Origin of the sequence: Methanoculleus marisnigri JR1, assembly GCF_000015825.1 — an archaeon.
Lineage (GTDB): Archaea > Halobacteriota > Methanomicrobia > Methanomicrobiales > Methanoculleaceae > Methanoculleus > Methanoculleus marisnigri.
Genome location: NC_009051.1, coordinates 1,032,410 through 1,052,904, shown reverse-complemented (window position 1 = coordinate 1,052,904; position 20,495 = coordinate 1,032,410). Strand labels below are relative to the sequence as shown.

Sequence of the window (20,495 nt, the reverse complement as noted above, 5' to 3'; positions counted from 1 at the left end):
GGAGTCCCCGCGTCATCCCGCCGCCGGAACACTCTCATAGGCCGCCGCGAGGTAGCGGGCGCGGAAGATGCCGTAGACCACCCCCAAGAAGAGGTTGACGATCCACCCGAGGACGGGCAGCGTGGCGATGAGGGTGGTCGCGGCCGTATACGCGAGGCCGATGAGGAGGATGACGACGACCGCGGCGATCCAGGCGCCCCACCCGATCCGCCCGATCTGCGAGACGATCGCCACGATGTTGAACGCCTGGAGGAGGCTTCCGGTGTGGGCGAACCGCACGACGGCGATCAGGGAGATAAACGATATGACGGCCCGGACGAGAGCCGCAATCGCGATCCCGGTGACGGCGGCGGCGACGGCCGAGGCCCATACGTCCGGGTTGTCGAGCCCCCGTGCCGCTACGGCGGAGATGACCGCAATCCCGCCGAAGACGGCCAGGACCACGATGACCGGGATCAGGTAAATAAGATTGATGATGTTCAGCTTCCACCCGTCAAGAAAGAGCCTCCCCCAGTCGTCGACTTCGGGAGCGGGCGTCCGGCCGGAGAGCACCCGCACGATGTAGCCGTTGTAGAACGGGAGTAAAAAGAGGGTGAACGTCTGGACGAGCGAGAGGAGTACCAGGAGCACCCACCGCCCCCACTCGCCAAAGAGAGCGTCTTTTGCGTAGCGGAGCGCTCCCGAGAGGAGTCTCGCGTAGTCCATACGCATATCAGCCGTGGAGAGGGGGCGGGGGATATAAGATTTTGGGAGCGACGGGCCGAAGGGCCGGAGCTGGAGACAACGCGAAGCATTTTCGAATGGCGACGGGCCGAAGGGCCGGAGCTGGAGACAACGCGAAGCATTTTCGAATGGCGACGGGCCGAAGGGCCGGAGCTGGAGACAACGCGAAGCATTTTCGAATGGCGACGGGCCGAAGGGCCGGAGCTGGAGACAACGCGAAGCATTTTCGAATGGCGACGGGCCGAAGGGCCGGAGCTTGAGACAACGCGAAGCATTTTCGAATGGCGACGGGCCGAAGGGCCGGAGCTGGAGCACCGCAAGGTGCGAGGCGATGCAAACTCACGCGAAGCCGCGAAGGGCGCGAAGGGGAGGTAGGGGTTGCTGACAACGACACTGACTTCGCGGCTTCGCGTGAGCTAACGGTGTGGAGGTGATGATACAGGACACCACTTACTACAGAGCCGAAAACCCGACAAAAAAAGAGATATCAGGGCCGGCCCCTCAGTGCCGGAAGTGCCGGACGCCGGTGAAGATCATCGCGATGTTGAGCCGGTTCGCCGCCTCGATGACCTCCTGATCCCGGATCGAGCCGCCCGGCTGGACGAGCGCCGTCGCGCCCGCCGCCGCCGCGACCTCCATTGTGTCGGGGAACGGCAGGAAGGCGTCCGATGCGACCGCCGACCCGGCAAGGGGTCTCCGGGACTTTCTGACCGCGATCTCCGCCGACTCGACCCGGTTCATCTGCCCGGCGCCGATCCCGATGACGGCGTCCTCGTCTGCAAAGATGATGGCGTTGCTCTTCGTGTGCCGGCAGACCTTCCAGGCGAGCTGCATCGCCCGCATCTCGTGGGCGGTGGGCTCTCGCTCGCTCACGACCCGCCAGTCCTCGCGGTAGGGCTCTGTCCGCTGGACCAGGACGCCGCCGTCGATGCTCCGTATCTCGGGCTGCGCCACCGGCCCGGGCAGCCGGAGCACCCGCATGTTCTCCTTCGCCTTCATGATCTCGAGGGCTTCCGCCGTAAACGACGGGGCGACCACGACCTCGACGAACGTCCCCGTCAGTTCCCGGGCGACGTCCGCCCCCACCTCGCGGTTCATCGCGACGATCGAGCCGTAGGCCGAGACCGGGTCGACTTCCCGGGCGGCGATGTAGGTCTCGAGGGGGCTCTCGCCGGTCGCCACGCCGCAGGGGTTGTTGTGCTTGACGATGACCACAGCGCACTCCTCGAACTCCCGGAGCAGGCCGACCGCGGCGTGGACATCGAGGTAATTGTTGTAGGACATCTCCTTGCCCTGGAGCGTCTCTTCTCCCGCTATGCCGGCATCGCCGTAGACGGCAGCCGCCTGGTGCGGGTTCTCGCCGTAGCGGAGCGTCCTGCCGTTCCTGAACTGGACGGTGAAGACGTCGGGGAACGGCCGGTCGATGCCGGTAAGGTGGTTCGTGATCGCGGCGTCGTAGGCGGCCGTCCTGGCGAACGCCTTTGCCGCGAGGTTCAACCGCTCTTCAGGAGAGAACCCGCCCCGCCGGACGGCGTCCGCGACCATCCCGTAGTCGCCGGGATCCGCGACGACCGCGACGTGCTTATGGTTCTTCGCCGCCGCACGCACCATCGCCGGGCCACCGATATCGATGTACTCGATGATCTCCTCAAGAGAGAGGCCCTTGCCGCTCATCGCCTCGAAGGGGTAGAGGTTCACCACCACGAGGTCGATCGGCTCGATGCCGTGCTCCTGCATCACGGCATCGTCGATGCCGCGGCGGCCGAGGATCCCCCCGTGGATCTTCGGGTGGAGGGTCTTGACCCGACCGTGCATCATTTCGGGAAAGCCCGTGTAGGCGGAGACGTCGGTGAACGAAATCCCCGCCCGCGCGAGTTCGGCCCCGGTGCCGCCGGAACTCAGGATCCCGTAATCGTGCTCGATAAGCACCTTTGCGAGATCGACGATGCCTGCCTTGTCCCAGACAGACAGCAGTGCCCACTTCATGGGTACACATGAGAGGGGTAGAGAGATATATCTGGCGCTGCCCGCAGAACCGGCCGCGATTTCCACGGCAGGAAAACCGCAGGCCCTGCCATGGGGAACGCCGGCATGACCGGCGAGGAGGGCGCTGCACCTCGCGCGGATCCGGATACCGGGGGAAGAATACCGGCGAACGGATGTCCAATCGGAAATCCGGGATGTCACCGGAGGCAGATTTCTGCAGTCAGAGTTAATATTATATAGAACCACATTACAATAAATAAACGAACAACTCCATTACATCGTTTTGAAGCAGGTTAGGCGTATGAAGGAGGATACATCCGAACCAAACGAGAAGCAACAGAATCTCGCAAACGAGGCGGATGCAGCATCTCCGGCGCTTGAAGAGCTGCAGAATGCATATGACGACCTTAACAGCCGTTATCTGCGCCTTGCGGCGGATTTCGACAACTACCGCAAAAGAATGGACCGGGAACTCGACGCCCGTACGACGTTCGCCATCGAGAATTTCGCGGTGGAGTTGCTCGAGGTCGTAGACAACTTCGAGCGGGCGGAGAGAGCCGAGGGTGCAGGCCTCCCGGAAGGGATGGAGCAGATCAAGAAACTCTTCATGACCATCCTCGAACGGCACGGCATCACACCCATCGAATGCCGGAACCTTCCCTTCGACCCCGAACGGCACGAGGCGATCGCCTACGTCCCTTCGGACGCCGGGGAAGGAACCGTGATCGACGAGGCCGTCCGCGGATACTGTATGCAGGACAAGGTCATCAGATGCGCAAAAGTCGTAGTATCTAAAGGAATGGAGGAATAACAGAATGGTTTCGGAAAAAGTTCTGGGTATCGATCTTGGGACAACCAACTCGTGCATGGCAATCATGGAAGGCGGGCGGGCGACGGTCATCGCCAACGCCGAAGGCGGCAGAACCACCCCGTCGGTCGTAGCGTTCTCCAAGGAGGGCGAGCGGCTGGTCGGCAACGTCGCGAAGAGGCAGGCGATCACGAACCCGAACCGCACCGTCCAGTCGATCAAGCGCAGGATGGGCACGAACGAGAAGGTCACCATCGGGGACAAGACCTACACCCCGCAGGAGATCTCCGCGATGATCCTCCAGAAGATGAAGCTGGACGCGGAGGAGTATCTCGGCGAGAAGATCGCGAAAGCCGTCATCACGGTGCCCGCCTACTTCAACGACGCTCAACGGCAGGCAACGAAGGACGCAGGGACGATCGCCGGCCTCGAGGTGCTCCGGATCATCAACGAGCCGACCGCGAGCGCGCTCGCCTACGGCATCGACAGGGAAGGCGACTCCACGGTGCTCGTCTACGATCTCGGCGGCGGGACGTTCGACGTCTCGATCCTCCAGCTCGGCGACGGCGTCTTCGAGGTCAAGTCGACCGCAGGCAACAACCGCCTCGGCGGCGACGACTTCGATACGAGGGTCGTCGACTACCTGGCCGACGAGTTCAGGAAGAAGGAGGGCATCGACCTCCGGAATGACCCGGTCGCGATGCAGCGGCTGCGCGACGCGGCCGAGAACGCGAAGATCGAGCTCTCCACCGTCCAGAAGACCAACATCAACCTCCCCTACATCACCACGACGGAGAGCGGGCCCAAGTTCCTGGACGTCGATCTGACCCGGGCGAAGTTCGAGCAGCTCATCGGCGACCTCGTCGACTCGACCCTCGGGCCGGTGAAGCAGGCGCTCTCCGACGCCAAACTGGGCGCCGACGACATCGACCACATCCTCCTCGTCGGAGGTTCGACCCGTGTCCCGCTCGTCCAGGAGACCGTGAAGAAGGTCCTCAAGAAGGAGCCCGATAAAGGCATCAACCCCGACGAGTGCGTCGCCCTCGGCGCCGCCATCCAGGCAGGCGTGCTGACCGGCGAGACGAAGGACGTCCTGCTCCTCGACGTGACGCCGCTCTCGCTCGGCATAGAGACGCTCGGCGGCATCGCGACGAAGCTCATCGAGCGCAACACCACCATCCCGACAAGGAAGAGCCAGATCTTCTCGACCGCCGCCGACGGCCAGACCTCGGTGGAGATCCACGTGATGCAGGGCGAGCGGGCGCTCGCGAAGGACAACTTCACCCTGGGCCGATTCCAGCTCACCGGCATCCCGCCGGCGCCGCGTGGCATCCCGCAGATCGAGGTCACGTTCGATATCGACGCAAACGGTATCGTCCACGTCTCGGCAAAGGACCTCGGCACCGGGAACGAGCAGTCGATCACCATCAAGCCGCAGGACTCCCGCCCGTCCGAAGCCGAGATCCAGCGGATGATGGACGAGGCGAAGAAGTTCGAGGCGGAGGACCAGAAGAATCGCGAGGAGATCGAAATCAGGAACACCGCCGACACCGCTATCTTCACCGCCGAGCGGGCGATGAAGGACGCGGGCGATTCGATCGAGGCCGCGGACAAAGAGAAGATCGAGAGCGCGATCGCCGACCTCAAGAAGGCGCTCGAGGGCGACGACCTCGAGGCGATCAAGCAGAAGATGGATGCCCTGACCGAAGCGGTATATGCACTCACGACAAAGATGTACCAGCAGGCACAGGCGGCCGCCGCCCAGCAGCAGCAGACGGAAGGGGCCGCGAAGAAGGACGATACCGTCGTCGATGCCGATTACGAAGTCAAAGAGTGAGGTCGATGGGTCCGGACAGCTACTATGATATCCTCGGTGTCTCGAAAAGCGCCGATGATAAGGAGATCAAGAAAGCCTACCGGAACCTGGCCCGAAAATACCACCCCGACGTCTGCAAGGAACCGGGGGCCGAGGAGAAGTTCAAGAAGATCAACGAGGCCTATAGCGTCCTCTCTGATGCGCAGAAACGCGCCCAGTACGACAACATGGGGCACGACGCCTACAGTAACGCGTCCCGTGGCTCGTACGCCGGCGGCGGCGGATACTCGGGCGGGTTCAGCGCCGACTTCTCCGGGTTCGGGGATATTTTCGAGACCTTCTTCGGCGGCGGGGGCAGGCAGCGTGCCGGCCCGCGCCCCGGCGCCGACCTCCTGATGAAGATGCGCATCACGCTCGAGGAGGCGGCGTTCGGGACCGAGAAGGAGGTCGGCGTCGACCACGTCGAGCCCTGTCCGGAGTGCGACGGGACGGGGAGCGAGACGAAGAAGACCACCACCTGCCCGACCTGCGGCGGCAGCGGCCAGATGCGGCAGATGAGCCAGTCCATCTTCGGGAACTTCGTCCGGATGACGCCCTGCACCACCTGCGGTGGCCGGGGGAAGGTCCCCGAGACCCGGTGCAAGGCCTGCGGCGGAACCGGGCACCGGCGTGGCCGGCAGACCGTGAAGGTCCGGGTTCCGCCGGGCGTGGATACGGGCATGCGCCTCCGGATGGAGGGCTACGGCGACGCCGGGGATTACGGTGCGCCGCCGGGGGACCTCTACATCGAGATCAGCGTCGCGCCGCACAGGACGTTCACCCGGCGGGGTGACGACCTGGAGACGACCGTCGATATCTCCCCGGCGCAGGCGGTGCTGGGCTCCGAGGTCGAGGTGCAGACGATCGACGGGCGCACGGTCGTCCTGGATATCCCCGCCGGCGTGCAGCACAACACCGGGCTGAAGATACGGGGCGAGGGCGTGCGGTGGCAGACGAAGCCCGGCGACATGCTGGTGCGGGTGCACATCGTCGTGCCCGAGCGCCTGACGGACGAGGAGCGCGAACTCTATGAGCGTCTGCTCGAGATCGGGGGGCACAAACCCTCCGCGAAGAAGGGCAAGGGCTTCTTTCAGGACGTCGTCGACAAGATGAAAGAGTCGGTGAAGTGAGGGGGGATCCCTCTTGCTTTATCAGCTATCTTCTTTTTAGATCCCACTTTAGGCATACTTCTTGATCCGAGAGGGCAGTGGGTCGCATTTGCTGGGAAAACAGCTGGATGTGTGATGAATGACCACGGAAACAGCAGATGCGAGCACAAAGCCCGGTACAGTGGACCGTGGTGGCTATCCCCGAGAGGGGGGTGGGGACAATGGGGAGTGCGAACGGAGTGAGCATGAGAAACTCGAAGAGTTTCGAGGGGGGAATACTCCCCCCTCCCCGTCAGCCCCTCCCCCAATGGCGATATCCATGGGAAATCCGTGCCAAGGGGTGTGTAAATGTCCTCATGACCTAAACTCATGCACGCTGGATCTCGGATTACATTCAACCGAAGAGGCAGTAATTATCCACGTCCACCAGACCCCTCACACCCGCCACACCATCCCGCCCTTCGGCCAGTCGCATCCCCCATCCCCCCGCTTTATCGCCCCACGCCCCCAATACCATAGGAATGAAGCTGCTCTTCGAACTCTCCGGCGAGCACCCCGACCTCCCTGCCATGGAACTGGAGTGCGTGGGCACGGTGCTCGACCGGAGGACCCAGGTCGCGGTCGCGGAGTGCCCGGAACCGGAGGCCGCCGGGCGCCTCGCCCTGACGCATGTGGTGATGGAGTACCTCGGGGAGTGCGAGCCCACAAGGGCAGCGTTTACGGAACTCCTCCGCGACCGTGCCATCACGACTGAGAAGCCGTTCGTCGGCCGGGGGAAGATGATCCAGGGGAGCAGGATGGATATCGAGCGTCTCGACCTGGAACGGCTGATCGGGAGCCTGATTGCCGGCCCGGTCTCGCTCCGCGACCCGGTCGAGGAGTACCGCGCCGTCGTCTCGGAAGACCGCTGCTACTTCGGCCGCGTCATCCGAAAGATCGACCGGGGGGCGTTCGAGGCGCGGAACCCCATGCGCCGGCCGTTCTTCCACCCCGGGGTGATGATGCCCCGGATGGCCCGGGCGCTCGTCAACATCTCCCTTGTCCGCCCCGGCGAAGTGGTCTATGACCCCTTCTGCGGCACCGGCGGGATCCTGCTCGAAGCCCGGGAGATCGGCGTCCGGATCCTCGGGAGCGACTTCGACCCCGCGATGGTCGACGGCTACCGGCAGAACCTCCCGGGCTCGGACGTGCTGATCGCCGACGCCACGGCGGTCCCGGTCTGCGACGGGGCGCTTGATTCGGTCGTGACCGACCTCCCCTACGGCCAGTCGGTCCGGATCCACGGAGAGAGCATGGACCGGCTCTACGACGGATCGCTTGCCGAAATCCGCCGCATCCTCCGGCCGGGGAGGCGCGCAGTCGTCGTCACGCATCGCGACATCACGCCGATCGCCGCCCGCCACTTCACCGTCCTGCAGGAGCACGAGCAGCGGGTGCACAAGAGCCTGACCCGCCGGATCCTGGTGCTCGGGTGACGGTGCCGACCCCGGTTTTATGAGGTCGCCCGCCGAATTTTATACGTGGAAGTAAATTTTAAGCGATACGGCCTGTATCTCGTCCGGTGGCAGCTCTCGACGCCCATCCTCGCCGTGGTGCTCTACTGGCTCGCGGGCCTCGGGGCGCTCGCCGCCACCGTCGTCGCAAACCTCATCGGCGGCCTCATCTTCTTCTGGGTCGACCGGTTCATCTTCACCTCCGAGGCGCTCGCCGCCCAGTGGGAGGTCAAAGAGAAGGTCCGGTGCGTGGACTGCGGGAAGGTCGCCCGGGGCTACCGCCTGGTCCGGGCAGAGAACTACGATAAATCGAACGATCCGGCGCCCGAGTTTCGGTGCGAAGAGTGCTCGAAGAAGAAGTCGGAGGAACTCAAGAAGCGGGGTGTGAAGCACTGAAGGGGAGAGGATCGACAGGGCTCAGCGCGATTTAGTAAGATAGTGCTGAGGGTTCATGCTCCTTTCTTTTTGCCGCACCTGCCCGTGTACGGGTTTCCCATGGATATCGCACCTTCGGTGCTCCAGCTCCGTTCCTGCCGGAACGTCGCTTATCGCCACGCGGGGAGTGCGACTGGCCGAAGGGCAGGAGCATGAGAAGAACGAAGTTCTTTGAGGGGCTGACGGGGAGTGCGATGGGCGGAATGCGACCGGTCGCCAGAGCGGGAGCATGAGCACCGAAGGTGCGAACGCCCGGAGCTCGACCACCGTCAGGTGGGGAGGGGGGAGTATTCCCCCCTCGAAACTCTTCGAGTTTCTCATGCTCACTCCGTTCGCACTCCCCATTGTCCCCACCCCCCTCTCGGGGATAGCCACCACGGTCCAGAGCACGGGGCTTTTGCATCACACCAACTTGTTCTGCCATCCTCAGTCGAACACCTGCACTCCGCAAATCCAGCACTCGAGACTCTTCTGTCACAACCCCGCCCCGACCCCCATAAGCGCCAGCACCACGCACACCCCCACCTGAATCGCCACGTTGTCGTCGAGCGGGAAGCAGGCCTCGATGACGCCGGCGACCCCCGCCACAACCACGGCCACCCACCAGGGGATCAGGAAGGCGAGGGCAAGAGCGGCCGCCGCCGCCCCGGCAACCGTCCCCTCGAGCGATTTCTTCCCGACGAGGGTATGCCGCCCGAACCGCAGCCCGGCGAGCGTTGAAACGCTGTCGAGCACCCCGACCGTGACGAGGCCGACCGCGGTATACTCGCGGCCGAAGACCGCGAGGCAGAAGAGCGCCCCGGCGGCGTAGGCGATCCCGCCCTTGAGCGGCACCTTCCCGGTGCGTTCCGACTCGTCCATCACCCGCGAGAGGACCGGGACGTCGTAGCCGCGGGTGAAGGCGTCGCAGAGGAGGAACTGGAGAGCAAGAGCGGCGCTCACGAAGATGAACGCCCACCGGTCGTCCAGGCGGAGAATTATCGCGGCGCTGAGGACCCCCATGAGCAGGTGAACCGTCTGGCGGAACGTCTCGCCCATCACACCCGGATAGCGGCCCGGAGAGATAAAGCATCGTGATGGTGCCCGGCCTTTGCCGCCGGGCAGTCACCTTAAAGTAGTCTCCCTCCATCCAGCACCCCTGAGGGAGAAGAATATGGCAGAGGTAAGGAAGTATGTCAACCCCCCCGCCGCCGAAGTGATATGCGAGTTCCGGTTCCCCGAGGACACCCCCTGGGACCTGACCTATCCGGGGATACTCTACAGTCACTTAAAGGACACCTACCCGAAGAGAGACCAGCGCTACGTGCGCGAGGTGGTGATGCTCCTCGGTCCGGAAGGGCTCCGCGAGGAACTCCTCGTCGCCGAACGCTCGATATTCCTCGCCGAGGACGAGGGTTGCGCCGTCCAGGTCGGGCCCCGCCTGCTCTCGGTGAGCTGCCAGAAACCCTACGTCCACTGGGAAGCCTTCTCGGAGCAGATCCACGGGGCGTTCGACCGGTTCCGGGAGGTCATCGGCACCGACGCCATCGGCACCATGAACCTGCGCTACGTCAACTTCATCGAGATCCCGGAGCGGGAGGTGACGCTCTCGGACTACTTCGCCTTCTACCCCACCCTCCCGCCGGAACTCCCGCAGGTGCCGGCAGGGTTCATCACCGGGTGCGAGTTCTCGTTCCACGACGACCGCGACAACTGCCGGGTGGAACTCACCGACGCCGTCCCCGAATCGACGGAACACAACGCGTTCCTCCTCAATATCGACTACTACCTGACGGAAGGACAGAACATCCCCACCGACGGGGTGGCCGACTGGCTCGAGATCGCCCACACCCACGTGCGCGACATCTTCGAGGCCTGCATCAGGGACGCTCTCCGCGACCTCTTCACCATCCGGGAGGAGGCGACGACGACCGCAGCGGCACGGTGATCTCCGGCGGGGGACGGCATACCCTCACACCAGCATCCCGATGGTCTCGATCACGGCGTCCGGGCTCGCATACAACCTCTCCGGCAGCCGTTCGAGCGCCCGCAGGATATCGCCCGGTGCACCGGTCTTACGGGCACGGTCGACCAGAGCCTGCCGGGTCGCCGGGTACGGGGCTTCGCGGAGGTACTCGTGGATGCGGGAGTTGGTCATGGCGGTTGGTAACGCCGTCTCGATCACCTCCATTCCGGCCCCTATGGAGCGCGATCTATTTGACCGTACTCCCCGGGCGGGATAAGGCTATAAGTGGAGACCGCCCCAGAAGGGCGAGTTATCGGGAGAAGATGTATGATTCAGACACGGGGGAGCGGCATACTCCTGCATATCACGTCCCTGCCGTCACCGTACGGCGTCGGCGATTTCGGTCCGGCGGCATACCGGTTCGTCGATGCGCTTGAGCGGGGCCGGCAGCACTACTGGCAGATCCTGCCGCTCAACCCGACAGAGACGGCATACGCCCACTCCCCCTACTCGAGCCCGTCGGCGTTCGCCGCAAACATCCTCCTCATCAGCCCCGAGATGCTCGTCCGGGAAGGCTATCTCAGGAAGAGCGAACTGGAGCCGGCGCCCGGGTTCCCGGAGGAGCGGGCGGCGTACGAGGCGGCCGCATGGTACCGGGAACGGCTGTTCGCGGCTGCCTACGAGCGGTTCCGCCACTCCGGGCCGGATCGCAGGTTCGAGACGTTCTGCGACGGCACGGGATGGTGGCTCGACGACCACGCGCTCTTCGTCGCGTTAAAAGGCCATTTCCGCGGGCAGGCGTGGAACCGGTGGCCGGAGGATATCCGGGCAAGGGAAACGGGAGCCCTCAAAGAGATGCGCGAACTGCTCGACGACCGGATACGAAAAGAGAAGTTCCTCCAGTACATCGCCGCCCGCCAGTGGTCGGCCCTCCGGCGCTACTGCACCGAACGGGGCATCCAGGTCATCGGCGACATCCCGATCTACGTCGCGTATGACAGCGTCGACGTCTGGGCGCACCCCGGGATCTTCAAACTGGACGAAGACCTCCGCCCGACCGTGGTGGCGGGGGTGCCGCCAGATATCTTCAGCAGGACCGGGCAGCTCTGGGGGAACCCGGTCTACGACTGGGCCGCACTCCGGGAGCGCGGTTACGACTGGTGGGCGGGCCGGATCGCCCGGTCCGCCGAACTCTACGACCTCTTCCGGATCGACCACTTCCGGGCATTCGCCGACTACTACGAGGTTCCGGCGGGCGACGCGACGGCCGAGCGCGGCACCTGGGTCGACGGGCCGGGAGAAGACTTCTTCGAGGCGCTCGCCCGAAAGCACCCCTGCTTTCCTATCGTCGCCGAAGACCTGGGGGCGAACACCCCCGCCGTCCAGGCCCTCCTCGACCGGTTCGACTTCCCGGGGATGAAGATCCTCCTCTTCGCGTTCGGCGAGGGGATCGCAAGAACCCCCCATATCCCGCACAACTACGTCCATAACCTCATCTGCTACACGGGGACGCACGACAACAACACCGCACGGGGATGGTTCGAGGAGGAGGCGTCGGAGGAGGATAAGGAGAGGTTCTTCACCTATATCGGGCGGGAGGTGGCGGCGGACGAGGTTCACCGGGAGCTCGTCCGGCTGGCGATGACCTCGGTCGCCCGGGCGTGCATCGTCCCGATGCAGGACGTCCTCGGCCTCGGTGCCGCGGCACGGATGAACTACCCCTCGACCACCACGGGGAACTGGGTGTGGCGGATGACGCCGGAGGAGTTCGCCGGTGCGCCGTTCGAGTGGCTCAGGGGGCTTACGGAACTCACCGGACGGGGGTGAATTGGTGGTCTTGGAATCTTTACGCTGGACGATCTTCTAGATGACCTCGTCTAGAATCGCTCCAGAGCACGGATTTCCATCGAATATCGCGTTTGGGGGAGGGGTTTCAGGGGAGGGGGATGCTCCCCCCTCCCCTGTCCCCACCCCCCGCTTGGCGATAGCCACCACGGTCCACTGCACCCGTATTGCGGGGAAAACTGGATCGTGTCTGTCCTTGTCCTCTTCTAGTTGGTGCCAGACCCTATAGCAACAACAACTCTCTCAGGAGGTCTTCTCCGAGCCACACACTCAGGGCAAGAGTGCCCCCCGGCATCATCTGCCCCGGGCTCAGCCCATCCACTCAGTACCTGGCCGTCAGCATATCGAGTTCTTCCCTGACCGCCCGGCGGACCATCTCCTCGATATTGGTATAGTCGCGCCTGGCCTTCTCCTGTTTTTTGAGCATCTCTTCCATCTTCATGATCCCGGCCGAGAGGTTCTTCCCGTACTGCAGGGCGACCTCCAGCGCCTCCTCGTCAACCCGGACAACCCTGGACATAGAATGATGTTTACCGGGCGGGGATTTAATTGTTACAGTTTTGTTACAGGCGGGCAAAAGATGTTACAGATCTGTAACAATAGCAGGAACGGTGTTACGATTGTGTTACAGGGAGGTAAACGAAGGGATGTATCGGGGAAAGGCCGGGAGACCAGCCCCGGTTATCCCGGCCCTGCCTGCCGGGCGACGCCCCGGGCGGCCGCCGCGATCTCCTCCGGGTCGCCGAGGTAGTAGTGCTTCACGGCCTTCAGGTCCTCGTCCAGTTCGTAGACGAGCGGGTAGCCGGTAGGAATGTTGAGCCCCGCGATCTCGTCGTCGGGAACATTGTCCAGGTGCTTGACCAGAGCCCGGAGACTGTTCCCGTGGGCGGAGACCAGGACGGGTTTGCCCCGCCGGAGATCTTCGGTGATATGGCTCTCCCAGTAGGGGAGCACCCGCTCGAGCGTGTCGTGCAGGGACTCGGTCGCAGGGAGGGTCTCCTGGTCGAGATCCGCGTAGCGGGGGTCGAACCGCGGGTGCCTCGGATCGTCCCACGCGAGCGGCGGCGGCCGCACGTCGTATGCCCGGCGCCAGAGATGCACCTGCTTCGCACCGTACTTCTCCGCGGTCTCCTGCTTGTTCAAACCCTGCAGGACGCCGTAACCCTTCTCGTTCAGCCGCCACGACCGGTGCACGGGAACGTACATGAGATCGAGGTCGTCCATCACGATCCAGAGCGTCCGGATCGCCCGCTTCAGGACGGAGGTATAGGCGACGCCGAACGTGTACCCGCCGTCCCTGAGGAGTTCCGCCGCCTTATGAGCTTCTTTTACACCCTGCGGAGAGAGGTCCACGTCGGTCCAGCCCGTGAACCGGTTCTCCCTGTTCCAGGTGCTCTCGCCGTGTCGCAGAAGGATCAACATTGCCACAGCATCCATCTCCCGCATCCGGTATGGAACTGGCCGGATAAAAACCCCCGCATGTACAGGAACGTGCCCGGCGAGAGATGCCGGAACGCCACGACACCGGAGGAACGGCCCGCTTTCCGCCGTCCGGCAGCGTAAGATAACCGCACCCGGATAAAACGTATAATCGCCAGATTCGAAAAACCACCCATGTATAGGTTCGATTTTTTTCGTAGCCTACCATTCATTTATCACCCAATCCCGCCCATATGCAGTTGTATGGCACCGAACAGAAGAAGGAACAGGAACTTCATCCTCGCGACGGCATCGCTCATTGTCATCGTCGTGGCGTGCATCGTCACCGCGGGGTGCACAGGGGGCACGTCGACGCCGGGAACGGCCGTCGGGCTTGCCGGAACTTCCTGGACATTGGATTCGTTCCTCGATGAGAACGGCACGCTCGTCGGGGTTCTGCCGGGAACGGAGGTCACGGCGGCCTTCGGCCCTGATGGAAAGGTCACCGGCTCGGCCGGGTGCAACGGCTACGGCGGGGACTACCAGATCGACGGCACGAGCCTCTCAATCTCCTCGATTGCCCAGACACTGAAACTCTGTCTGGAGCCCGAAGGCATCATGGACCAGGAGTCGCGGTTCATCGATCTCCTCGGCTCGGCGGCCGGATGCCGGATCGAGAACGACCGGCTCATCATCACCGACGCGGAAGGCACCGACGTGCTTGTCTTCGTGAAGGGAGACGAGTCCACGGGACTCGCGGGAAACACCTGGTGGACGCTCACGAGCCTCGCCGGGGAGAACGGCACCCAGACACCGGTTCTTGACGGCACGGGCGTGACGGTGACCTTCAGCGCAGAGGGGAGCCTCGGCGGATCGGCCGGGTGCAACCACTACAGCGCAGACTACACCGTGGACGGCGCAGCGCTCACCATCGAGCCGGCCATACGGACCGAGATGTACTGCAGCGAGCCTGAAGGCATCATGGACCAGGAGGACCGCTACCTTGCGCTCCTCACGGAAGTCGCCTCCTACCGGATGGAAGACAACCTGCTGATCCTCGCCGACAGCGAGGGCGGCGACCTGCTGGTCTTCGAGAAAGCCGCACAAACGCCCGACCTCCCGCTCGTCGGAACGGACTGGGTGCTTGAGTCCTACAGCGCCAACGGAGACGCAGTCTCCTCGGTGATCGCCGGCACGACGATCACCGCAAACTTTGACGACGGAAATGTCACCGGCAACGCCGGGTGCAACCACTACGGCGGCCAGTACAGCCTCGACGGCGCAGACCTCACGGTCTCCTCGCTCTACAGCACTTTGATGTACTGCGAGACGCCGGGGGTCATGGAGCAGGAAGCGGCGTTCATGGGCCTCCTCGCGAACGTCTCCTCCTACCGGACGGAGGGCGACCGCCTGATCCTCACGGACGCGGAGGGCACCGACCTGCTCTTCTTCGTGCAGGCACCGGAGGTCACGCCGGCACCGCTCGCCGGAACGGAGTGGACGCTTGAGTCCTTCAGCAGCCCCGGCGGGGAGACGGTCTCCTCGGTGATCGTCGGGACCACGATCACGGCGGTCTTCGACCCTGACGGAAACGTCACCGGCAGCGCCGGGTGCAACTCCTACGGGGCCGGCTACCAGCTCGACGGCACGAACCTCACCATCGAACCGCCGATCAGCACGAAGATGCACTGCGGCGAGCCGGAAGGCCTCATGAACCAGGAGACCCGGTACCTCAACCTCCTCACCTCGGTTGCAGGCTACCATATCGACGGGGATCGGCTCGATCTCCTGGATGATGCAGGAAAGACCCTGCTCTCGTACAGCGCGGGCCGGCCCTGATCCCTACCCCGCTTCCGGCGCAGGGACCGATCGGCCCCTGCCCGATTTTGCCCTTTTGCCCCGGCGGTGCGGCCATCTCTCTTGGGGGCGCTCTCCTGACGAAAACCCCGGATCGACGCCGGAAAGATCCGATTCCGGGGAAGAGGAGAAGCGAGGGAATCTCGATGGAAATGAGTTACTATTTCTTCTACCCCTCCCAATGCCTACTCGAAAGAGATGGAAAGAGAGGGACAGAACATACTCGCGAAGACTGCATTCCTGATCATCGTAGCGGCGTGCATCGTCTCGGTCGCCTGGACCGGCGGTGTAGATACGCCTCCTGACAGCGCCAATCGGGTCACCGAACCACTTAGCGGGACGGCATGGAATCTGGTCGAGTTCCGCGCCGACAACGGCTCCGTCGTCGCGCCCCTGCACGGGACGGCGCCGCTCATCGTCTTCGGCGAGAGCGGAACGCTCTCGGGGTCGGCCGGGTGCAACCTCTACTCCGCCCCCTACCGGATCAACGGCTCCACCATCGCAGTGGAACCGGTCGTCGCCACCGCGGCCTACCCTGCGGATGAGCAGGAACTCGTGCAGCAGGAGAACCGCTACCGGGAGCTCCTCGTGGCGGCCGCCTCCTACCGGGTCGAGGACGACCGGCTGACGATCTCCGGGCCTTCCGGGCGGGAGGTGCTCACGTTCGCGCGGGCAGAGCAGCCCGGGAGCGTGCCGCTGCTTGCGACCGAATGGCACCTCACCCGCTACACCACCGGCAGCGGCAGCACCGTCGCATCGCCGGTGCCCGGCACCGATATCACCCTGGTCTTCGACGGCGACGGCACGGTCTCGGGGTCTGCCGGGTGCAACGCCTACTCCGCCCCCTACCAGGTCAACGAGACGGGGATTGGCGTGGAGCGGATCATCGCGACGAAAGCCTCCTGCGCCGAGCCCGCCGGCATCATGGAGCAGGAGAAAACCTACCTCGACCTCCTCCGGTCGGCGGCGGGCTACCGGATCGTCGGGGACACCCTCGCGGTCATCGACGGCAACGGCAGGGCGATTCTGTTCTTTACAGCGGATCCGTGAGGGGCTCTGCCGGGATATTTTTATGGGGCGTGGACGCTAGCAAACGAGGTTAAGAAGCACTCCAGCATGTTGCGCAATCCAGAGAAACCCGACCATCCACTGTTTTGTTTTTTGGCGGCAGCCAGCACGGATTTCGTGGGAACTGCGCACTTCGAAACCCTTTGGGTTTCTCATGCTCGCTAAGCTCGCACTTCGCACCTTCGGTGCTCATGCTCCCGGCCCTTCGGCCCATCGCATTCCACAGGAACGTCAATCTTCGGTCTTCCCAGCGATGTCCCGTGGGGACATCGCCTATCGCCATGCACTGCACCCCCTCCGGGGGCGGAACGACGCTCCGCTAGGAGCGGAGTTGAAGCACCGAAGGTGCGGGGGAGGAGCGCGAAGCGCGGGCGGTGGGGGGTTACAGATATAGCCTTATGAGAGAGACAGGGGAGGGGCACGCCCCCTCGCACCTATCGGTGCTCAAGCTCGCTTCGCTCGCACTCCGCACCCTTCGGGTGCTCGAGCTCCGTTCCTATCGGAACATCGCACTCCCCGTCAGCCCCACCCCCATGGCGATAAACGACGCGTGCACCGGAGGTGCAGGCGGAGTTCGAGCACCGAAGGTGCGTAGCCTCACGGTCCACTGCATGGGGATTTTTCCTCGCTCCGGTCACTGTGCGTGCGTAAAATAAAATCCGGGAGTGTTCAGACTCTTGTACCCGAGATGCCCAATCATCGCGGACTCTCCGATCGGAACATCGCACTTTCGGTGCTCAAACTCACTGCACCGGAATGGCTGAGTAAACGATCTCATCGGATCCAGGCAAACCCTACCGCCCAGGAACCAGAACAAACCACAACAAAGCAAAAAGAGTTACGCCGGAGACGACCGCCCTTCTTCCTATCCCTCTGCCGGAAGCGAGCAGTGCATCTGGGCGAAGATCCACGCATGGCCCGTCCCCCGGAGCACCGCCGTCATCCGCCCGTTCATGGTCCGCGGGACACCGCCTGAGACAAAACGGCAGGTCATATCGGCCATCACCCAGGCGACCGTCCCCTCGGCGCCGATATGGACATCGGAGAGATCGAGCGCGACGGTTTCCGCCCGCGCAAAGCCGTGCTCGAGGTGCCGGCGGCAGGCTTCCCTCCCGATCACCTTCCCGTCGGCGCCGGTGAACAAACCCCGGAAGTCGGGATCGGTGAGCGTTACCAGGCTCTCGATGTCCTTTCTGCCCATGGCATCCGTCATCCGCCGGAGCACCGCCATGATCTGCTCCCGTGTCTGCTCGCTGACTCGCATGAGGAGTGATGATGCCAGAAAAGGATATGCGTTTCGAGCAGGTGCGGCGGTTCAGGCCGAAAAGACGCCGGGCGCGTCTCCGTCCCCCGGGTCTCTCCCGATCGAATGGAGGTACGCGCGGAACTCCGGCGAGCGTACGGCCTCGATGAGGGCGGCGACGCCCTCGTCCGCGGCAAGTTCCTCTCGTATCACCAGATCGCACGACTCGCAGCCGATCGGCGTGAACCGGAGCCCCGCCTCCCGCGCTTCAAGGGCCGGACAGACCCGGACGTCCGCGGGAACGCCCGACGGGGAGACGTCGATCCCCTCCCGGTCAAGCCACGCATCGAGGAGGAACTGCGCCGCCGCGCTCTTCGGGCGGTTGGCGACCCGGAGCGACGCAAGGCTTCCGGCGTCGAGGGGATCGGCCGATGCGACCCCCAACTCCGTCCGGGCCACCGGCACCCGGAGGAGGTCGACGTCCGGCAGGTAGCGGAGCACCTGGTCGTCCCATGCCAACGCGGTCTCGGGGAGAGCAACCGTTGCCGCGTGGCAGGTGTTCGCCCGCAGGGCCAGCACCGCCCCAATCGTCGAGGCGTTGCAGCAGTGGAACTGGTAGCCGGACTCCGCGAGACGGTTTCCGAGTTCCCCGAGGACGGGGTCGCGCCTCCCGACACAGACCAGCGTCCGGGCGAGGGAAGCGGACGGGACGGTGAGCCGGACACGCACCACTTCCCCCGCCTCGATCCCCTCGCGGGCGGCGGGGATGTGGAGATAGCCGTTCGCCCGGACGACCGCCATCTGGATGCCGCCGCCCCGGGGATGGGGTGTCGCCCAGCAGGTGCCGTCGACCCGCCCGACCGAGACCGGGACGAACTCGTCGAACCCGAGATCGGACGCCAGCCTCCGCGCCAGCCGGACATCCAGCTCCCCGCACGGGACCGGCGAGAGCCCCCACCACGAGAGGAGGCTCCCGGCAACCTCGCGGAGAACCGTCTGGGCGGCGACGGGATACCCGGGCATCCCGAGAACCGGCTTGCCGCCGACGTTCGCGAGCAGCACCGGTTTCCCCGGCCTGACCGCGATCCCGTGAAAGACTATCTCCCCGATTTCCCCGACGACGTCCCGGGAGAAATCGCGGGTGCCGGCCGACGAACCCGCCGAGAGGATGACGAGATCGTTCTCGGCGACCGCCGTCTCGACCGCCTCCCGGATCAGATCGGGTTCGTCGGGAACAATCCCGTAACGGCGGCAGGTCGCCCCGGTCCCGGTAAGGTACGCCTCCGCCATGAGGGTGTTCGTCTCGATCGTCCGGCCGGGCCCGGGCGCCGTGCCAAGCGGCACGAGGTCGCTCCCCGTCGGGACGATGCCGACCCGGACCGACCGCACGCTCACCCGGTCAATCCCGTAGGTCGCGAGCGCACCGATATCGAACGGCCTGACCCGGTGGCCTTTCGGGAGGACGAGTTCCCCCGCCCGGACATCCTCGCCGGCACGGCGGATGTGCTGCCCGAACGCGGCGGACTTCCGGATCCAGGGCGTGCCGCCCTCGTCCCAGGTATCCTCGATCATGACGACGGCGTCGAACGGCTGTGGGAGCACCTCGCCGGTGTTGACGCGGGTATACCCGGCAAGAGGCAGCGGCCGCTGGTCCTGCGCCCCGCGTGTCGCGCCGCTCTTCACCGCGTAACCGTCGAACTTCGCGATATCGGCCATGGGAACGGAATACCCCGCATACAGGGGTTCGGCCGTCACCCTGCCGACAGCCTCTGCGAGCGGCACGCTCTCGGCGCGGCCCGGCGAGGGGAACTCCCGCTGCATGATCGCGAGCGCCTCGGAGAGCGGGGTAAGGTTCAGGTACCTGCGTGACATCTTCGTGACTCCTGGATCATCGTCTCTGTTGCGGCCGGGAATGAACGGCGCAGTCGAAGAGCGACGCCTCGCCGGCCGCAAGGATCGCATCGACGCTCTCCGGCACCTCCCGGAGGATGAAGACCGCCTCCTTTCCGGCGCAGGAGAGAACGTACCGGTCTCCTCCCGAACACCCCAGCCGGCGGTTTCCGGGGCTCGCGCCGGTGATCCCGATGAGCGCGTCGGCGATGCAGGGATCGGGGCCGGGCGCGACCGATACCTGCGGGTGCCGCAGGTCGCGCTCAAAGATGCGCGTCGCCGCCTCCGCGATCCGCACCCCGACCGCTACCCCGGGGCAGAGTTCCCCGTGATAGTTCACGGCCTCCCGGATGAGGCCGGCCCGGTACTCGCCGGGGCCCATCTTCCGGATCTTCTCCGTCCGGTCGTGGCCGGTCGCGGAGAAGACGCAGTCCCATCCCGTCTGGTAGGGCTTGATATCGATCACCGGCGTCCCGTCGATCAGGTCGACGTTCGCGAGCGCCAGAAACCGCTCGTCCCGGACACCGCAGAGCCGCACCACCGAGACGGAAAGGGGGTTCGGCCGCACCGGCGAGCGGAGGGAGAAGACGCCTTTCTCCGGGAGATCGCCCGAAACCTTCCTGGCGACCGCCGTGAGGACGTCCCGGCCGGCCTCGTGCATCCAGCAGACGAGGATCAGGTGCGAATTCTCCTCGATACCGGAGAGTCCCCCGGCGTACCGGGAAAAGATCTCGATCTCGGCGTCGACGCCCTGGACCGGCATGTCGCTCCTGAAGCGGATACCTGAATGCACGAGTCCGATAGGAGAGAGCTCCATGC

General features: G+C 64.6%; 18 protein-coding genes. 9 read left to right on the top strand and 9 right to left on the bottom strand.

Going from position 1 to position 20,495, the window contains the following annotated elements:
* Positions 1–12: 12 nt before the first annotated feature.
* Positions 13–705 carry a DUF4013 domain-containing protein gene (locus tag MEMAR_RS05235; RefSeq protein ID WP_143706327.1) on the bottom strand — a complete coding sequence of 231 codons (693 nt, stop codon included), beginning with the start codon at positions 703–705 and terminating at the stop codon, positions 13–15.
* 519 nt (positions 706–1,224) lie between these two features.
* Positions 1,225–2,709, bottom strand: a complete 1,485-nt coding sequence (gene purH, locus MEMAR_RS05230) for a bifunctional phosphoribosylaminoimidazolecarboxamide formyltransferase/IMP cyclohydrolase (RefSeq protein WP_011843907.1) — start codon at positions 2,707–2,709, stop codon at positions 1,225–1,227.
* Positions 2,710–3,010: 301 nt separating this feature from the next.
* Between purH and MEMAR_RS05225 the strand changes: the two genes are divergently transcribed.
* The 5 genes from MEMAR_RS05225 (at position 3,011) to MEMAR_RS05205 (ending at position 8,370) form a co-directional block, all read left to right on the top strand.
* Positions 3,011–3,520, top strand: coding sequence for a nucleotide exchange factor GrpE (locus MEMAR_RS05225; protein WP_011843906.1), 510 nt, complete (start codon positions 3,011–3,013; stop codon positions 3,518–3,520).
* A gap of 4 nt (positions 3,521–3,524) precedes the next feature.
* The gene (gene dnaK / locus MEMAR_RS05220; protein WP_011843905.1) at positions 3,525–5,354 is read left to right on the top strand and encodes a molecular chaperone DnaK; all 1,830 of its coding nucleotides are present in this window, start codon (positions 3,525–3,527) and stop codon (positions 5,352–5,354) included.
* A gap of 5 nt (positions 5,355–5,359) precedes the next feature.
* A complete protein-coding gene (gene dnaJ, locus MEMAR_RS05215) occupies positions 5,360–6,502 on the top strand; it encodes a molecular chaperone DnaJ (protein WP_011843904.1) in 1,143 nt (380 codons plus the stop codon).
* A gap of 500 nt (positions 6,503–7,002) precedes the next feature.
* The gene (locus MEMAR_RS05210; protein WP_011843903.1) at positions 7,003–7,956 is read left to right on the top strand and encodes a methyltransferase domain-containing protein; all 954 of its coding nucleotides are present in this window, start codon (positions 7,003–7,005) and stop codon (positions 7,954–7,956) included.
* Positions 7,957–8,001: 45 nt separating this feature from the next.
* Positions 8,002–8,370 carry a hypothetical protein gene (locus MEMAR_RS05205; protein WP_011843902.1) on the top strand — a complete coding sequence of 123 codons (369 nt, stop codon included), beginning with the start codon at positions 8,002–8,004 and terminating at the stop codon, positions 8,368–8,370.
* 513 nt (positions 8,371–8,883) lie between these two features.
* Here MEMAR_RS05205 and MEMAR_RS05200 read toward each other — a convergent pair.
* Positions 8,884–9,447, bottom strand: coding sequence for a diacylglycerol/polyprenol kinase family protein (locus tag MEMAR_RS05200; RefSeq protein ID WP_011843901.1), 564 nt, complete (start codon positions 9,445–9,447; stop codon positions 8,884–8,886).
* Between the two features lie 115 nt (positions 9,448–9,562).
* Here MEMAR_RS05200 and MEMAR_RS05195 point away from each other — a divergent pair, with 115 nt between their 5' ends.
* Positions 9,563–10,336: a TIGR04255 family protein gene (locus MEMAR_RS05195; protein WP_011843900.1), complete on the top strand. Its 774-nt coding sequence runs from the start codon at positions 9,563–9,565 to the stop codon at positions 10,334–10,336.
* Between the two features lie 24 nt (positions 10,337–10,360).
* On the opposite strand, the gene MEMAR_RS05190 is transcribed toward MEMAR_RS05195, so the two are convergent.
* A complete protein-coding gene (locus MEMAR_RS05190) occupies positions 10,361–10,579 on the bottom strand; it encodes a DUF2795 domain-containing protein (RefSeq protein WP_011843899.1) in 219 nt (72 codons plus the stop codon).
* 102 nt (positions 10,580–10,681) lie between these two features.
* Between MEMAR_RS05190 and malQ the strand changes: the two genes are divergently transcribed.
* Positions 10,682–12,181: a 4-alpha-glucanotransferase gene (malQ, locus tag MEMAR_RS05185; RefSeq protein ID WP_011843898.1), complete on the top strand. Its 1,500-nt coding sequence runs from the start codon at positions 10,682–10,684 to the stop codon at positions 12,179–12,181.
* A gap of 340 nt (positions 12,182–12,521) precedes the next feature.
* Here malQ and MEMAR_RS05180 read toward each other — a convergent pair whose 3' ends face one another.
* Together MEMAR_RS05180 and gpmA are read right to left on the bottom strand one after the other, a co-directional pair.
* Entirely contained in the window at positions 12,522–12,719 is a 198-nt protein-coding gene (locus MEMAR_RS05180; RefSeq protein WP_011843897.1) for a hypothetical protein, read from the bottom strand.
* A gap of 161 nt (positions 12,720–12,880) precedes the next feature.
* Positions 12,881–13,627: a 2,3-diphosphoglycerate-dependent phosphoglycerate mutase gene (gene gpmA, locus MEMAR_RS05175; RefSeq protein ID WP_143706443.1), complete on the bottom strand. Its 747-nt coding sequence runs from the start codon at positions 13,625–13,627 to the stop codon at positions 12,881–12,883.
* A 255-nt stretch (positions 13,628–13,882) separates the two neighbouring features.
* On the opposite strand from gpmA, the gene MEMAR_RS05170 reads away from it, so the two are divergent.
* Both MEMAR_RS05170 and MEMAR_RS05165 read left to right on the top strand, forming a co-directional pair.
* Positions 13,883–15,457 carry an META domain-containing protein gene (locus MEMAR_RS05170; RefSeq protein WP_011843895.1) on the top strand — a complete coding sequence of 525 codons (1,575 nt, stop codon included), beginning with the start codon at positions 13,883–13,885 and terminating at the stop codon, positions 15,455–15,457.
* 216 nt (positions 15,458–15,673) lie between these two features.
* Entirely contained in the window at positions 15,674–16,525 is an 852-nt protein-coding gene (locus tag MEMAR_RS05165) for an META domain-containing protein (RefSeq protein ID WP_011843894.1), read from the top strand.
* 883 nt (positions 16,526–17,408) lie between these two features.
* On the opposite strand, the gene MEMAR_RS05160 is transcribed toward MEMAR_RS05165, so the two are convergent.
* The 3 genes from MEMAR_RS05160 to tsaA are packed head-to-tail and all read right to left on the bottom strand — an operon-like array spanning position 17,409 to position 20,493.
* Positions 17,409–17,807, bottom strand: coding sequence for a nuclear transport factor 2 family protein (locus MEMAR_RS05160; RefSeq protein ID WP_011843893.1), 399 nt, complete (start codon positions 17,805–17,807; stop codon positions 17,409–17,411).
* A 51-nt stretch (positions 17,808–17,858) separates the two neighbouring features.
* The gene (locus MEMAR_RS05155) at positions 17,859–19,658 is read right to left on the bottom strand and encodes a molybdopterin-binding protein (RefSeq protein WP_011843892.1); all 1,800 of its coding nucleotides are present in this window, start codon (positions 19,656–19,658) and stop codon (positions 17,859–17,861) included.
* 16 nt (positions 19,659–19,674) lie between these two features.
* Positions 19,675–20,493 carry a tRNA (N6-threonylcarbamoyladenosine(37)-N6)-methyltransferase TrmO gene (tsaA, locus tag MEMAR_RS05150; RefSeq protein WP_011843891.1) on the bottom strand — a complete coding sequence of 273 codons (819 nt, stop codon included), beginning with the start codon at positions 20,491–20,493 and terminating at the stop codon, positions 19,675–19,677.
* Positions 20,494–20,495 lie beyond the last annotated feature (2 nt).

Excerpts from the sequence above, each read along its gene's own strand:
- MEMAR_RS05235 (WP_143706327.1), bottom strand. The coding sequence starts at position 705 with ATGGACTACGCGAGACTCCTCTCGGGAGCGCTCCGCTACGCAAAAGAC.
- purH (WP_011843907.1), bottom strand. The coding sequence starts at position 2,709 with ATGAAGTGGGCACTGCTGTCTGTCTGGGACAAGGCAGGCATCGTCGAT.
- MEMAR_RS05225 (WP_011843906.1), top strand. The coding sequence starts at position 3,011 with ATGAAGGAGGATACATCCGAACCAAACGAGAAGCAACAGAATCTCGCA.
- dnaK (WP_011843905.1), top strand. The coding sequence starts at position 3,525 with ATGGTTTCGGAAAAAGTTCTGGGTATCGATCTTGGGACAACCAACTCG.
- dnaJ (WP_011843904.1), top strand. The coding sequence starts at position 5,360 with ATGGGTCCGGACAGCTACTATGATATCCTCGGTGTCTCGAAAAGCGCC.
- MEMAR_RS05210 (WP_011843903.1), top strand. The coding sequence starts at position 7,003 with ATGAAGCTGCTCTTCGAACTCTCCGGCGAGCACCCCGACCTCCCTGCC.
- MEMAR_RS05200 (WP_011843901.1), bottom strand. The coding sequence starts at position 9,447 with ATGGGCGAGACGTTCCGCCAGACGGTTCACCTGCTCATGGGGGTCCTC.
- MEMAR_RS05195 (WP_011843900.1), top strand. The coding sequence starts at position 9,563 with ATGGCAGAGGTAAGGAAGTATGTCAACCCCCCCGCCGCCGAAGTGATA.
- MEMAR_RS05190 (WP_011843899.1), bottom strand. The coding sequence starts at position 10,579 with ATGGAGGTGATCGAGACGGCGTTACCAACCGCCATGACCAACTCCCGC.
- malQ (WP_011843898.1), top strand. The coding sequence starts at position 10,682 with ATGATTCAGACACGGGGGAGCGGCATACTCCTGCATATCACGTCCCTG.
- MEMAR_RS05180 (WP_011843897.1), bottom strand. The coding sequence starts at position 12,719 with ATGTCCAGGGTTGTCCGGGTTGACGAGGAGGCGCTGGAGGTCGCCCTG.
- MEMAR_RS05170 (WP_011843895.1), top strand. The coding sequence starts at position 13,883 with ATGGCACCGAACAGAAGAAGGAACAGGAACTTCATCCTCGCGACGGCA.
- MEMAR_RS05165 (WP_011843894.1), top strand. The coding sequence starts at position 15,674 with ATGGAAAGAGAGGGACAGAACATACTCGCGAAGACTGCATTCCTGATC.
- MEMAR_RS05160 (WP_011843893.1), bottom strand. The coding sequence starts at position 17,807 with ATGCGAGTCAGCGAGCAGACACGGGAGCAGATCATGGCGGTGCTCCGG.
- MEMAR_RS05155 (WP_011843892.1), bottom strand. The coding sequence starts at position 19,658 with ATGTCACGCAGGTACCTGAACCTTACCCCGCTCTCCGAGGCGCTCGCG.
- tsaA (WP_011843891.1), bottom strand. The coding sequence starts at position 20,493 with ATGGAGCTCTCTCCTATCGGACTCGTGCATTCAGGTATCCGCTTCAGG.